This window comes from Flavobacterium sp. B183, from assembly GCF_023539155.1.
Taxonomy (GTDB): domain Bacteria; phylum Bacteroidota; class Bacteroidia; order Flavobacteriales; family Flavobacteriaceae; genus Flavobacterium; species Flavobacterium tructae.
Map to the genome: position 1 here is coordinate 4,027,680 of NZ_CP097434.1, position 14,407 is coordinate 4,042,086.

The 14,407-nt window shown below is 30.1% G+C and carries 12 protein-coding genes; 3 read left to right on the plus strand and 9 right to left on the minus strand.

The window, feature by feature from the left end; translation table 11 throughout:
* Positions 1–85: 85 nt before the first annotated feature.
* The 9 genes from M4I44_RS16745 to M4I44_RS16785 all read right to left on the minus strand — a co-directional run bounded on the left by M4I44_RS16745 (position 86) and on the right by M4I44_RS16785 (position 7,751).
* Positions 86–577 carry a hypothetical protein gene (locus M4I44_RS16745; RefSeq protein WP_249965459.1) on the minus strand — a complete coding sequence of 164 codons (492 nt, stop codon included), beginning with the start codon at positions 575–577 and terminating at the stop codon, positions 86–88.
* Positions 578–820: 243 nt separating this feature from the next.
* Positions 821–1,372, minus strand: a complete 552-nt coding sequence (locus M4I44_RS16750) for a hypothetical protein (RefSeq protein ID WP_249965460.1) — start codon at positions 1,370–1,372, stop codon at positions 821–823.
* Positions 1,373–1,456: 84 nt separating this feature from the next.
* Entirely contained in the window at positions 1,457–2,374 is a 918-nt protein-coding gene (locus M4I44_RS16755; RefSeq protein WP_249965461.1) for an N-acetylmuramoyl-L-alanine amidase, read from the minus strand.
* Positions 2,375–3,034: 660 nt separating this feature from the next.
* The gene (locus M4I44_RS16760) at positions 3,035–3,871 is read right to left on the minus strand and encodes a hypothetical protein (RefSeq protein ID WP_017496820.1); all 837 of its coding nucleotides are present in this window, start codon (positions 3,869–3,871) and stop codon (positions 3,035–3,037) included.
* Positions 3,872–3,905: 34 nt separating this feature from the next.
* The gene (locus M4I44_RS16765; protein WP_249965462.1) at positions 3,906–5,024 is read right to left on the minus strand and encodes a hypothetical protein; all 1,119 of its coding nucleotides are present in this window, start codon (positions 5,022–5,024) and stop codon (positions 3,906–3,908) included.
* A gap of 10 nt (positions 5,025–5,034) precedes the next feature.
* On the minus strand, positions 5,035–5,331 hold the full coding sequence (locus M4I44_RS16770; protein ID WP_157495843.1) for a hypothetical protein: 297 nt from the start codon (positions 5,329–5,331) through the stop codon (positions 5,035–5,037).
* 523 nt (positions 5,332–5,854) lie between these two features.
* Positions 5,855–6,265: a hypothetical protein gene (locus M4I44_RS16775; RefSeq protein ID WP_017496817.1), complete on the minus strand. Its 411-nt coding sequence runs from the start codon at positions 6,263–6,265 to the stop codon at positions 5,855–5,857.
* A gap of 206 nt (positions 6,266–6,471) precedes the next feature.
* The gene (locus tag M4I44_RS16780) at positions 6,472–6,984 is read right to left on the minus strand and encodes a hypothetical protein (protein WP_249965463.1); all 513 of its coding nucleotides are present in this window, start codon (positions 6,982–6,984) and stop codon (positions 6,472–6,474) included.
* A gap of 440 nt (positions 6,985–7,424) precedes the next feature.
* A complete protein-coding gene (locus tag M4I44_RS16785) occupies positions 7,425–7,751 on the minus strand; it encodes a hypothetical protein (RefSeq protein ID WP_249965464.1) in 327 nt (108 codons plus the stop codon).
* A gap of 284 nt (positions 7,752–8,035) precedes the next feature.
* Between M4I44_RS16785 and M4I44_RS16790 the strand changes: the two genes are divergently transcribed.
* The 3 genes from M4I44_RS16790 (at position 8,036) to M4I44_RS16800 (ending at position 14,287) form a co-directional block, all read left to right on the plus strand.
* Positions 8,036–8,443 (plus strand): helix-turn-helix domain-containing protein, encoded by a 408-nt coding sequence (locus M4I44_RS16790; RefSeq protein WP_249965465.1) that lies wholly within the window; start codon positions 8,036–8,038, stop codon positions 8,441–8,443.
* Between the two features lie 518 nt (positions 8,444–8,961).
* Complete coding sequence (locus M4I44_RS16795) at positions 8,962–11,688, plus strand: hypothetical protein (RefSeq protein WP_249965466.1); 2,727 nt, start codon at positions 8,962–8,964, stop codon at positions 11,686–11,688.
* The gene (locus M4I44_RS16800; RefSeq protein WP_249965467.1) at positions 11,681–14,287 is read left to right on the plus strand and encodes a hypothetical protein; all 2,607 of its coding nucleotides are present in this window, start codon (positions 11,681–11,683) and stop codon (positions 14,285–14,287) included. Before M4I44_RS16795 ends, M4I44_RS16800 begins: the two co-directional genes overlap by 8 nt.
* Positions 14,288–14,407: the final 120 nt, after the last annotated feature.

Sequence of the window (14,407 nt, forward strand, 5' to 3'; positions counted from 1 at the left end):
ATAGAACGAAATTGCATCGGAAAGCAGGCCTGATTCGGGGAGTTTTTTTATTAGAACTTTTGCAGAGCATCTTAATAGTTTTCTATTATGTCTCTGCAATTCCACCCACATTCTTTATTTGTCCCTCTACAAACTTGAATTCAAGCCCATGTTCTGTATCCAGTTTATAGCGGATTGATATTTTAATGGTCTTCTCGTCTAAAACTCTCAGGTACATAATCTCTTTTATGTATTCGTTATGTTTATCGAGGTTGTCAATATTTAACGCCGGTTCTCCTGATTTTTCAGAATCTTCATAAAAATGAACGTATAGTTTTAAATATCTCTCATACGCTTTCTTTTGAATACTCTTCAAGTTAGTTTCAATATTCGTTATAAAATTTTGATACGTTTCTGCAAATTGTGTCAGTTGATTTTCTGTTGGCGGTTCTTCTATTTCTTCTCCCTCTTCGTCAAATTCTTCCCCTAAAAAAACTTCTACATCCTGTTGGTCAAAAAAAGAATCCGTAAAAGTTATGTCCGAAGAAAATCCTGCCCAATCTTGTTCTATTTTTCCCCAATATTTATGTGTTGTCATAGTCTTTTTTTATCCGATATCCAGCTAATTTACAATTGTCGAAGTTATAAATAGTAGGTTCCGATTTTCTTGTCATTATATTGTCTCGTTTCCATACTTCGAAGGGTAATAAATCTATCATATAAAGCTAGTCATAGTACCAAATAAGTGGTTACTTGTTTTCCTTTTCACTCCCAAGCAAAAACAAACCTTAAATTAATGAAACGATGACTTTTATAAAAAGATAAATTTGAAAATTTATCTCTAAATCAGTAAATCCTTAAAAGAACTTGCCAAAGCAATTGTGATTATTAAGATCCCTACAATTAAAAATAGACAAGAAGTAATCAATAACCATTTGCATAAATTTAAATCTTTCTCAAAGCTCAATTTTTCATTTTTTAAAGTTTTTTTGAGCTTGTTAAGTACTTTCTTATTATCTGTTTGGGCGCTCTTAATTTCAGATATTTTTTGCCGTAAACGAAAGCCTCTAATAAAATGTGTCATACAATCAGTTGAAAAATAACGATGACTTAAAGCTACTAAGGCGGTCAATATCAAGATTACCGCTCCAAGCAATAATAGTAATTTATTCCCTGAGAATGGTTTAATAAATATAAAATTTTTCTTGTCAACATCTGTAATTTTAAATATTACATTCGTTATCAGAAAACCGTAAATGGTTAGACCAAGCAATGAAAGCCTCAGTATTTCTGAGGAGAAGCTTTGATATTTTTCTAAAATTATAAAATCTACTTTATAATTATCTTCATTTATAGGGATATTACTCAAATATTTCGTTCGAAGTGTTCTCATAGTTTACCTTTGAATAATTAGCACATTGATCACCATTGTTTTACACAATTTAAACATATTTCATATTTCATAAAAATAGTCAACTTAACTTTTAGGCTTCAAAAGACTTGAATGTATCCATCCCTCTATTTTAATACTATGTTTCCAATCCTTGATATCTTTAATATCATTCACTAAGTAAACTTTCGACCATTGTCCGAAAGTTTCAATTAATCCCACTTCATAGCCATTTTTTAATGTTCGGATTGAGCTTGAAGTTTTGTCGGGTTTTGTTCTAAATTCGGCAACGCCATCAGAGACCGAGTTCACTAAAAAGATCTTTCCGATATTGTCTGTTTTTCCAAAAACATTTGTTTTAAAATCATCCCAGGGGAAAGCAGGTCCCGGATCCGGTTTTCTTGCCGGTGAGATATCGTCGTGCCCCACTACAAAGGATAATTGGTAGGTATCAATCAGGAGTTTACTTAATTTAGAGACCGCTGCTATCTGAGCATCTGTAAATTTAAACCAATACTGATTTTCTTTACTGTCCCAAAATTTATGTTTGTGTTTCAATTTTACAATTCTGTCTTTTTCTGACGCAGGATATGTTTTATAACTGGGTGTTCCGTCTTTGTTCTCCCCTACTCTTCTTCTGAAACTGCCATCTGTCAATTTTTCACAGAATCCGGGATTTACAATTTCAATACCAATAGCATATTCATTCATTCCGGTTCGTCCATCCCAACTGCTGTAACCGGCATGGTTGCATCTGGTGTTAAATGGAGCAAGCTGCGTGATGGTTCCGTCAAGGTCAACTACAATGTGAGCACAAATCCGGTCTGTATTTCCTTGTGCGGGAGTCTGTTTGAACCAGGTTATCGCCCCCGATGCTTTATCGCCTGCCGTGTAATGTATGATTAAATATTTTGGCGAAATTTGATATTGGAAATTCGAGGTGGGGTCTTTTACTATTTTTTCTGCTTGGCTTTCCTGAACAAGCCAGTTTTTGTCAATTTTCATAAGGATTTGTTTTTTAGAGTTTGAAATAGGATAGTTTTTAAACAATATCTTCATTTTGCATTTATGGATGATAAAACCACAAATACGAACCTCTTTATGCGTAAAATCAATATGTCGAAGTCATTGTTTAGGATTAAAAATGAGTAGTAGCGCTCGTTACTTATCGTTTTATAAGCAACATCATTTAAAGCATTAAAATCTACCAAATATACTGACAATCAATATTTTACAAGCAAGTGTTTATACGTGATTTAAGGAAAGTATTTACCGCTGAACTAATTCGCGTTCTGATTTTATTGTTCAGGTAATTCATTCGTAATTCAATTCTTTGCGGTTGGGCTTTTGCCCTTTCAGGGCGATATTTGTCATAAATTTAGATTATAGTACGTTGCACTATGCTATAACTTTTAGGCTTTCAGCCTGCTTGGTTTTAGAGTTTTAGTTGTAATCTGGTATTACTTTGAAGTAAGTACATACTAGTATTAAATTGCGATTTACTCGGCTAATTGCTATGAAAGAGCTTTAGCAATAGCAGAGTGCAACGCACTATCAATAGTGATTCGTATTGTTTACGCCCTAAAAGGGCAAAAGCCTAATCGCAAAGAGCGTCACCAATCATTTCTTAACGTTATTAGTAGGGAAAACACAATGTTTCTTTTATTACTTAGAAGTCCACACTTCAATTTGTCCTATGGGAACTAATTTTTGATATTTCGGAGTAATTGAATTAACAATCTTATATTCATCATTCAATAATTTGTTTGCCTCTTTAGCAAGCCTCTCATCTTCTGCATGAAAGTATTTAATAATATTGCTAAACTTTCCGTTAACCTTGTCAATTCTTGGTGCGGCCCATTCATTCTCCTTAAATTTTTGCTGTATGCTTTCTACATTTTTAATATTAATACCTGAGGCATACTGAATATATACTATCTTTTTGAGTATCGAAGTGATGAGTGTAGATTTCAAGGTATCAGCTACTTGAGAAACGGGCTGTTGGTTCTTAATAGTTGAGTCATATACTACATTAGTTGGGTAAATAGAACTAGTTTTGTCCACCCCATACAAACTGACAATATTGTTCCATTTTATAGTATCATACTTCATTAAAAAATCTCTTGGAACTTTATATGACAATTCTTCTTTGTTTACACCTGTCTTTTTTGTGTTTAAAATAAGTGATTCTGCAAAACCAACTAACATTTCCTTATCTTGAGCTCTCAAAACTCCTCCTTCGGTATTGTTTCTCAAATACCTTTCCAGCGTCAATAAAGCCAAATCTGATCTAATGCTACTTTTCATAGAAGTATCTTGCGTAAATTTTTCAATAAGATCTCCAATCATTTTATTTTCATCGATTTTTTTTTCAAAAGTGGCAACCTTATCAGACATTATTGAAGTTTGATAACCTACCAGAGACGTAAATACTACCAATACCGTAGTGGATAAAAAAGTACCTATCGTACTTAATTTATCCCAGATATCTTTATTTTCCATTATGTTTCTATTTAATAGTTAAATTTAACTGTGGTTAACTCCCAAAATTGTATGTAACGTTGAGAAAACCAAGAACATTGGAATTTTCAACATCATATTTTACCGTAATTGGAATCCAAAAATCTTTAGCCAATCGTATCCTTAATTCTACATTGGCAGTAATAGTTTCATGGTCCTCATCAGGCAATACATTTTTAAAAATCTTATTGTACTCCCCCAAAGCTTTAATTTCAAAACAGCTTATTTTTTCGGGATGCTTTCTCAATAGCACAAAATTCAAACCAGCCTTTCCGTTTAAAGACGTTCTCGGCATACTGACCAAACTTGTATCAGCATAAGTAAATGTGCACCTTACATCAATTTCTTCATTAGATTTTGCAATTCCCTTGAGTAGAATTGTACTCAGAGAATATTTATTAAATTTACCCTCTGTATTAGTAGAGCCATCGGCAGCAATAGTCCAAAGAAGTTTAGTTTTAGCCTTGTCGATCTCTGAAGACCGAAGCTGACTTAAAGATTTGATATAATTTGAAATGTCCTGATTATTAGGGCCCGTTTCATCTATATTTTTAAGTGATGTTTTATTCTTCTCAAATTCCTTTATTATTTTTTCATAATAAGTATTGTCAGCAGGATTGTATTCAATTCCGTTTAGCAAATCTTCACTGGCTTTATTCAATTCGTCTAATTCTTTATCGTTTAAACCGACCGCTAATTTGGATTGAATAATTTGAAACCTTCTTATAAAAAGTTCTCTATACTTACCATATTTAGTTTTAGCCAAATTGATTGTTAAGCTATCCCTCCCATTGACGATGGCATAAGTAAAACCTCCCGAAAATCCAGTGTATTTATACTTTTCATCTAAATTGACTTTTGCATTTATTTGAAAATTTCGTAAAAAATAAGATTTTTCAATTGTGAGATCTGATAATTTTGATATATCAGCATTATACATGATTTTAAACAATGTAGTATTCAATTCTAATGATTTTTCATCTTTAGAAAAATTTTTTGTGGTCAACTGAATAACGTTGTAAAGCGCATCTTTAAAGTTACCGGTTCTACTATTATCAATTTCTTCAATTATTTGCTCTTGACAAAGCATATTTACATTAAGTAATAGCGATATAATAAGTAATATTCTCTTCATAGGCTTACGGTTATATAAAAACTTTAAAAATCTTCGAATAAATAGGACTAGTTATATTGTAAGATTTCTTACTGTTTTTTCCTAAATTATCTGTATAACTTACCTCTACATCGGTCTGACCTTTCTTCGGATTTTCACCGGAAACAATCACATTGTATTCCCCTTCTCCAATTACAAAGGTTTCATCAAAAGAAACATCTCTTTTGATACTTGTGTCATGACTACTATTAACTTTGTCAATAAAAACCAAAACAGGAACAGGTGCTTTACCTCCCTTAATACTTAATTTAATACGAACACTTCCCATAAATTTCAATAATTTAATTTCGCCTACTCGATGCCCTCTTTTCGGCTTCCGAGGATATTTTGGAAACATGAATTAAAAAGAAAGAGTAATAAACTCTTTTTAATTTCGGCTATATTTTATAAAGAAAAGGTTTTCTAAAGTGAGACTAAAACTATTATAACTTTACCAATTTCCATCTTTGTTATGTGCAAAGTATAAGGAAAATGTAACTCAAATATATATCCAGAATAATAATACTATTGCAAACTATGACTTATTAAGAGGTCATTACTATTTGCTTTTTTATAGGCGTGTGTAGTGAAGATAATATTAATAAAAAACAGAACTTACCCCAGTATACTATAATTTATAAGTATTGTATGAGTTTAAACTATCTTAAACTAAGGTACGATCAAAAACATATAGAACCAATACGTACTTATACGCGTTTTTATTTATAAAGAAGAGAATCTATTTAGTACAAGTGTTCAATAAAAAAGGGTTGTCTTTATCAGACAACCCTCTTTTTAATACTTACAAACTGTTACAAGGTAGTTTTATGAGCGGTAATAGTACTTAAAAACTCTTCTACTTCCTCCAATTCATTGTTTACGCGTTGCAAGTCCAGTTCTTTTTGCAGCAAGGCCACTACTCCGTAACTTACTTTTCGATTTTCGAGTAAGAATTTTTTATACTCTAACTTTACCTTCTTTTTAAGCTCGTCTTCCTTAGTTGGACCATCCGGTAGTGCATCAAGTACAACATCTGCAGCCTTTAGTTCGGCGAGCACCCCCTTTAATATTGCTTCTATTTCTAAAGACGAAGTTTCAAACCGAGTGGTCTGATAATCTTCAGAAAGCTTTTTAAAAGTTAATTCTGCCTTCTCTTTCTCTGCCCACATCAATAAAGCGTCGCAGTCTGCTGCTGTTGTAATTCTTTTGATAGAATAAGCCATGTCTTTAATATTTTAAGATTTATACTACAATAGTATTAAAAATCAAAACACCTTTTATATGTAAGAAATATTTTATAAAAAGATTAACTTTTTTATCCAAAAAAAGTAGATTATCCACTATGAATTATCAATTATTAATCGGAAACTCCAGCTTCGACTTCGCTCAGCCGGACATTCGGCTAACCTACACAACTCACAACTCACAACTAATAACTCAACAGCCGCTCATTCAGCTTTAGTTCCTCTTGTTGCAGTACCCAGAGTTTAAGTACGTAGGGCTCCTGCACATCTAAGCCATTTTTGGTAATATCTTTTTTGGCATTGTTTCTAATAACCTGCAAAACTGTCTGCTCCTCTTTGGTTGCTAAGAAATCGGAGAGCTGTAAAGCGATGAGTGTAGCCTCGTATTTTTTTTGATGACTCTCGAGTTTTTTGGATGTAACCAGTTGTTTGTGTTTATTGGTGGCCAGTTGTTTTTCTAAAAACTTTTTTGTTTTTACTTTCTGAGTTTCGATATGCTCAAAATTATGCTGATCCTGCCCGTCCAATTGCTTCACAAAAGCAAGCATTTCACTCAGTTTTAGTTTAGCTGCTACAGGTAAATCACGTTTTCCTGATACATACATCGACCACTTACTACGAACAATTTGCAGTAACATGGCTATATCTTCCTGTTTGATACCCAAAAGTTCTCCTATTTGCTTCTCCTTATCCATCATTTATTTTTAATTGGGTTACTACTTTAACTATTGTGTCAATTTTATTCTATTTTTAAAATTTGACACAAATTGTGTGTCAAATTTAAATTTATTTTCAACTTTGACACACAATTTGTGTCAAAATATTTTTTCTTTTATATTTTGACACAACTAAGATAGATTAATAAAAACAGTTTCACTAAGAGCAAGCAAATACATGTTTTTTAAATTTTGCATGAAACTTTACTTTTCCTGGCCCGCTAGACGTCATTAATGAAAAAATATTAACACATAGAAACATAGATTTTAAACTGTATAAAAGAATACAAAACAGAAACACGTTTCTTTCACATAGTGTACTATGCGCTTTTAAATAAAGTGAAACGCCTTTTAAATGCAAACCAAACTATGTTTCTATGTGTTTAAAAAAATTAGACTCCACGTTTTTTTTAAATACCATTCTACGACTCGGCAGCCAGCAACTGACTCAGTTCGCTCAAAAATTCAAGTTCATCCATAGGAAACAGCTGCAAAACGGTTTCTAGAATAAGCCCCACATTAATCGTTTCATTTTTTTCTGTCTCCTGAAACTTAGGAGCATGTTCATCCAACGCCACTATGCACAATCTGAGCATATTGGTAATCACACAACCCAGCTCATAATAATTGACAAACTTCAGTTGAGCCGTATTGCTTTGTGTTTGATCTTCGCCCGGCTTTAAGGTGTGGAAATAACGCGCCGTTAGCTTTTTAAATTTCTCCAGATTCTCCATTTCATTTCGCTCCATAATAGTTTTTTGATTTTTATTCTTGCCACAGATTAAAGGATTAAAATGATTAAAAAATCTATGAGAATCTGATAATCTGTGGCTGTTATTTTTTAAACATAAGAAAAAGTGTACTTTTGTTTAACAAGCCGCAAGAAAAGAATAGATTACAGAAACGCCAATTATTTTTTACTGTATGCTACACAACCAAATATGTTTCATACATATTACCCCATATTAAACTGAATACCGATTATCTTTGAACTGTTTAAAAATATAAATAGTATAATTATTATCTTTGAATTATGAGCACACAAACGAAACCCAACCATATAGGCCGAAAAATTAGCCGTATTCGTGAACTGAAAGACATGAAACAAGAAGCTTTGGCACAGGCCTTAGGAACCAACCAACAGGCCATTTCTATTATAGAAAACAGTGAAACTGTTGATGAAGAAAAACTAATTCAGATTGCAAAAGCTTTGGGCGTAACTGTGGAAGCCATTAAAAATTTCTCGGAAGAAGCAGTTTTTAATATCATTGGGAACACAGTTAACAATCATGATAATGCTGGTTTCTTTCAATACCAACCTACATTTAACCCGTTAGATAAATTGATTGAAACTTTCCAGGAAAAAGAAAAGCTTTACGAACGCTTACTACAAGCTGAAAAAGATAAAATCGAATATTTGGAAAAACTATTGAAGAAATAGAAAACCATTTTTGTTATAATCTATGAGAGACTGCTAATTGCGGTCTTTTTTTTTGAACTATATTCAATTGTTTGCATCATTTATAATAGTCACTTCTAATTGAGTTATAGATTTTGTTATTCGATAACAAATAGTATTAAAAGATTTTATTATTATGGAAAATCGTAATGAATAAATGATTCTCAAATTACTACACAACGCGTATATATACTGGTTTCCATATTCGATCTTTTGTTTAGTTTTATCATTCAACATTTTTGAAAAACAACAATAAATAATATAACACATGAAAATAATTTTACTTGATGGGGTCGGGTTCAATAAAATGATAAGAGCCAATAAATTAAAAAGTTCATTTATGAGAGTATGCTAAACATAAAAGATGGAACTTTTCAATATATTAGAACATAGACAAATACTTTACAAGTCCACACAATACTATACCGCAATACTAATACAACAGGTTTTGCGAAAAACATGACAGGAATAAGCAAAAAAAACTAATTAAACTAAAATTTATGAAACCAATTATTATCAACATAAATGATGAGTATAAAATAAAAATTGAAAACGGAAATGAATTTAAAGGTTCCATTTTTGAAGAGGTATATAACAATGCCGCAAAAAACCTATGTGACATAATATTTCAAAGTATTAATAATAATACATACGATACTTATAATAATATTATTGCTTTTACGGGTGAACGAGGCAAGGGAAAAAGTTCATCAATGATCTCTTTTAGAAATGCATTATTAGATTATAAAAATAAAGTCAAACATTCTTCTTTTTTTAATTCTCCTGATTTTGATAATATTAGTAAATCAAGTTTTGCTGAAATTGATATAATTGACCCATCATTATTTAGAGGTAATGAAAGTCTATTTGAAATTATAGTAGCTAAAATGTTCTCAAAATTCCAAGAATTAATAAAAAAAGAAAATTGTGGGATTTCTGATGAGGATAGAAGGACTTTAATAAAACTTTTTCAACAAGTTTTTGATAATTTAAAAATTATAAATAGTGATAAAAAAGAAATCTATAATTTAGATTCACTTGAAGCTTTAAGTAATTTAGCATATAGTAGTAATTTAAGAAAGGGGTTTAGCGATTTAGTTGACAAATACCTGAATGTACTTGATGATAAGAAAAGCTTCTTAATTGTATCAATAGATGACTTTGATTTAAATATCTCCAAAGCATATGAAATGCTTGAGGACATTAGACATTTTTTAATCCAAAAAAGAATAATTCTTTTAATAGCTTGCAAAACGGAGCAATTAAAAGACTCAATAATTAATGAAATTGTAAAAGAATATAGGTATAAATTAAATTTAGAACAAAAAAGTAAAATACACAATTTTACTTCAATTGATGAAAGGAAATCATCAAGAATGGACAATAGGAAAATCACTACTGATTTTGAAATTACTAACGAATTTATTTTAACCGAATTATCAAATAAGGCAGAAAAATATATTGAAAAACTTATACCATTCAATCATCAAATTTTTATTCCTTCGCTAACAGACTTCTGTGATATACACTTTTCTTCATATCAGGAAATTGAAGATATAAAATTTACTTTTTTTGACTCTAACAATGACGACTTAAGTAAAATAAAAAATGAATCAATAATTTATATTGGAGATGTAGATTCTCTAAGGGGTATATCATTAGAGAACATACTGGAAGATAAAAATGAAGTCTTAAAGCAAGAGCTTATAATCGATGAAAAACTATTTATTGAAAAGAATGTTTACGATTGTTTGTTAAAATTAATTTATACAAAATCAAAAGTTTTTATTGACAAAACTGATTATAGATATCAATCTATTTTTCCTTCAACACTAAGAGAATTAAATGAACTTATTAAAGTGTTTGATAATGAAAATGTTTTGGAAAATTTTAGAAAATACATATTAAACAAAAGTATCAATGAACTACCTGAAAACTTAAAAAAAATCATTTTAGATATTGACAAACAAGATTTTTCTTCTTTAAACCTTCATATAATTCATCAACTTGTAAATATTGAAAAATCTTTTCAAGCATCTAATGATACTAACTTACAAATTGATTATCACAATTTAAATCCTTCATTAACATCAATAGGTGATGTCTTTTCAATAATGAAATTATTTTATGAGAACGTAAAAAGCACTAATATTTATTGGTACAAGTTTTTGGATTATTTAAGTATTTATTATTCTGTGAGAATCAATCAAATATATACTGAAAAGCCAAATGTTCTTTTAGAATACTGCAAAGGCGGTTTGTACGATGGAGAATATCGAATCTTCCCAGTAGCAAGAATAATAACTGAAGAAGGATCAAAAAATATTAATAGGGATTGGATTGAATATAAATTAGGCAGAAAACCAGGACATATAATTAATTCAATTAATTCAATTTTTAAATCTTTAGAAGAAACTGATGCGTACTGGTTGGCATTTTTTATACAGTTCTTTGGAGATCCTGACTCAATTAATGAATATAGCTACCCTTACTTTAGAAAAATCAATCAAGGAGGAGGAATTATTTCTCATTTAGTTTTTTCACCATTTGCTATTTTTACAAATATTCTATTTCCAGTGGAAGTTTGGAATTCAATTTTTAGTAAGGATTTTGATTTCGAGAACATCATTATGCAAGACATTCTAAAATGGAAACAGGAACATTCCAAGTTTCAGATACTGCTCACGAACCCTATGTTTTTCAGAGAGTTAACTGAAAACTTATCCAGATACTCAGCTACTGCTTTCAAATCTTCAAATATTCAAAGTTATTATGATACAATATATGTTTACTTTAATGATAGTTTAAAGAAAGCAATTAACACACTTACTAAAAAATACGATTATTTAAATTTAGATGAAAATTGTTTTGATTCTCATCCAATAATGTTGCATTGGAACAGAATTAACAGCATTGAAGAAAATAAAAATAAAATGTCTAACATATTTCAAGCTTTTATAAAAGTTGAAAATATTGAAATGTTGGAAACAGTAGAGCAAAATAGTGATGTCGATATAAATTACTTAAAAAAGAAATTTAACTACTATAAATCTTATCTTTTGGATGAAAATGAAAATACAAGGAGTTTAACTCATTTAGTTAATTCATTTCAAAAACATACTACCGTTTATAAAGATTTGTCTAAAATCAGAACTGACAAAAAGAAATCTGTTATCGTAAAAAAAACTGAAGCATATAATTACCTTTTAAATATTATAAATGGATAATCTTCGCAAATCTATACGTTTATTGTTTGCTGATTTTTGTCCAGATAAAGTTTTAAATTTAAAAGACGAAGAAAAATACATTAATAAGCAAAGTTTTTTAGAAAATGGATTTCATTCATTTTCTAATTATTCATTGGATGAAATTCAAAACGTATTTACTAAGCTAGAGACAGATTGGTTTTTATTCAAGCATAATAAATCTATATTTAATATTCTACCCCATTTTAATTCTAAAGTTTTAGTTGAAGAAAATTTAGAACCCTTTGTAGAATATCAACATTTATTAAAATGGCGTGATTTATCATATTTTGTTGGGGAAGACCTATTGAATTGCTCTCACTTTGCTTATACAGATGTCGTTTCATACCGAAGAAGGGATTTTTTTTCGTGGAGACCAACAGCTTTTTCTAATAATAAATCTTTGCGAACTTTATTAAAGAAAGGTTTGGCAGAAAATCACTTTCATTTAAAAGGTTCAGGTCCTGTTTTTGATTTGAGTTGGATTAATCTAATGAATAATGTCAATAACTTTGAAAAAGAATTTAATGAGTTAGAAAAAGACTTGACTTTACTTACTAAGATTACCAATGCCTCGGATGCTTCTAAAAAAGAATTAAAAATTTTAGTTTATAAAGCCTCTTATATTAGATTGAAATTATTTAATGAAATAAACAACTTAAATTCTCAATTAGAAATTGACTTATCAAAAGATTCAAATGTAATTGATTCAAACGATTTAATTATAAAACTGAGTGAATTAGACCAAGAAATAAGGTTGAATAAAAAAGACTGTGGGCATCGTTTTAGACACTTCAAAAATGTGGAAGTACTAGATTATGCAATTCCTAAAAATATACATATTCAAAATCTCTCACGTTCTTTTATATTTTACGGTGAACGAAAGCTACTATATGATTGCTTTAAAAAAATTTATAATCAAGATAAGAGCTTTAAAAAGCTTGAGTATTTATTTCACGCCTATATACTTATTAAGCAACGATTCAGAGCGGAATTAATTCAGGTTAATAACAAAGTTGGCTTTGGAAACTTTTCTAAATATCAAGACCGAAAAGAAAAATTTCTACCTGATGGTTCAATTTATCATACCGCTTTTGTCAATCTTGCCGTTAACGATACTTTAATTCACAATGCAATTAGATCTTTTGAAGTCCGTATTGCACCAAAAGATGAATACAATAAATTAACTCAGAGTATCTCCTCCTATAATAAAATTCTAAGAAAAAATACCATTCAATCTGAGAAAGAGTTTATATATGACCTAATTACAGTTAAAAAAAATAGAAAACTGAATCATTTCTATACTATTCATTACATTAAAAAAGAAGATCAACTAAAACCATCCAAAATTTCCAGTTATGTCACATGTAGACATGCTAAATTAAGAAAGGAGATTAAGTATCAATCAATAGCCATAAGCACATTAAGGGAGAAAAGTGCTAAATATTCTGAATCTATTAGAGGCATTGATGCCGCTTCTAATGAATTTTCCGCTTCACCAGAGGTATTTGCCCAAGGTTTTAGATATTTAAAAAACCATAGATTAAAAGGAAGTTTAAATCATTTGAAAGAAGTCATGAGTGAACATAAAATGTATGCCACTTATCACGCTGGTGAAGATTTTTATGATCTAGTTGATGGATTGAGAACAATAGATGAATGTATCATTTTCCTAAATCTTGCGCAAGGAGACCGAATCGGGCATGCTTTGGCTTTAGGTATAAATGTAAGAGATTACTACCATTTTAAGAAAAATAAATTGATGCTTCCAAAGCAAATAGTATTAGATAATACAGTTTGGTTACTTGCCAAAATAAGAAAATATGGAATTGACATTTGCAGAAACGAAGTCAATAGATTAGAAAAATTATATGAAAATCTTTTTTCTGAATTATATCAACACAACATTGACAATGATAGCGCTTTTAAAAACAAATATTTCCATCAAACGGTTTACTATGATGCTTGGAAATTAAGAGGTGATGATCCTTATCTTTACTTTGACAATCTCGACACTGATATTTACAGTAAAATAAACCTTACTTATTGGGAAAGATGTCGTATAAATGAAGAGTCTCCAAAATCGAAAAACACACGAAAAAACATTGATGTGAAATTTTTATATCAACAATATCATTTTAATCCTCAAATTAAAATACAGGGTAAATTAATAAAGCAGTTTGAGATTACTCACGATTATATGAGACTGGTCGAAGTTGTTCAAGAAAAAATGATGTACGATATAAAGATTAAAAATATTGCAATTGAATGTAATCCAACTTCTAATTACTTAATTGGTACCTTTAAAAAATATGCTAAACATCCTATTAGTAAGTTTTTTAATCTTGGTCTCGAAACCTCACCAGATTTAATAAAAAACTGCCCTCAACTTTCAGTTTCAATTAACACAGATGATCAAGGTATATTTTCTACTTCATTAGAAAATGAATATGCTCTAATAGCAATCGCTATGGAAAAAGAGAAAGATGAATTTGGTAATAGAAAATATGATTCAACTATGATTTTTGAATGGCTAGATAAAGTTAGACAAATGGGATTAGAACAAAGTTTTAAAGGTTGATGTCTTACTCACTTCACTTAACATTGTATAACACCCCATTCATTAATGAATTAGCTAAAATGCCCCAACTGGTAAGAGCATTTGGCAGTACAAGGCTCGCACGATACCTTAAACTCACAC

Bases quoted from the DNA above. Each gene is read 5' to 3' on its own strand.
- M4I44_RS16745 (WP_249965459.1), bottom strand. From the start codon at position 577: ATGACAACACATAAATATTGGGGAAAAATAGAACAAGATTGGGCAGGA.
- M4I44_RS16750 (WP_249965460.1), bottom strand. From the start codon at position 1,372: ATGAGAACACTTCGAACGAAATATTTGAGTAATATCCCTATAAATGAA.
- M4I44_RS16755 (WP_249965461.1), bottom strand. From the start codon at position 2,374: ATGAAAATTGACAAAAACTGGCTTGTTCAGGAAAGCCAAGCAGAAAAA.
- M4I44_RS16760 (WP_017496820.1), bottom strand. From the start codon at position 3,871: ATGGAAAATAAAGATATCTGGGATAAATTAAGTACGATAGGTACTTTT.
- M4I44_RS16765 (WP_249965462.1), bottom strand. From the start codon at position 5,024: ATGAAGAGAATATTACTTATTATATCGCTATTACTTAATGTAAATATG.
- M4I44_RS16770 (WP_157495843.1), bottom strand. From the start codon at position 5,331: ATGGGAAGTGTTCGTATTAAATTAAGTATTAAGGGAGGTAAAGCACCT.
- M4I44_RS16775 (WP_017496817.1), bottom strand. From the start codon at position 6,265: ATGGCTTATTCTATCAAAAGAATTACAACAGCAGCAGACTGCGACGCT.
- M4I44_RS16780 (WP_249965463.1), bottom strand. From the start codon at position 6,984: ATGATGGATAAGGAGAAGCAAATAGGAGAACTTTTGGGTATCAAACAG.
- M4I44_RS16785 (WP_249965464.1), bottom strand. From the start codon at position 7,751: ATGGAGCGAAATGAAATGGAGAATCTGGAGAAATTTAAAAAGCTAACG.
- M4I44_RS16790 (WP_249965465.1), top strand. From the start codon at position 8,036: ATGAGCACACAAACGAAACCCAACCATATAGGCCGAAAAATTAGCCGT.
- M4I44_RS16795 (WP_249965466.1), top strand. From the start codon at position 8,962: ATGAAACCAATTATTATCAACATAAATGATGAGTATAAAATAAAAATT.
- M4I44_RS16800 (WP_249965467.1), top strand. From the start codon at position 11,681: ATGGATAATCTTCGCAAATCTATACGTTTATTGTTTGCTGATTTTTGT.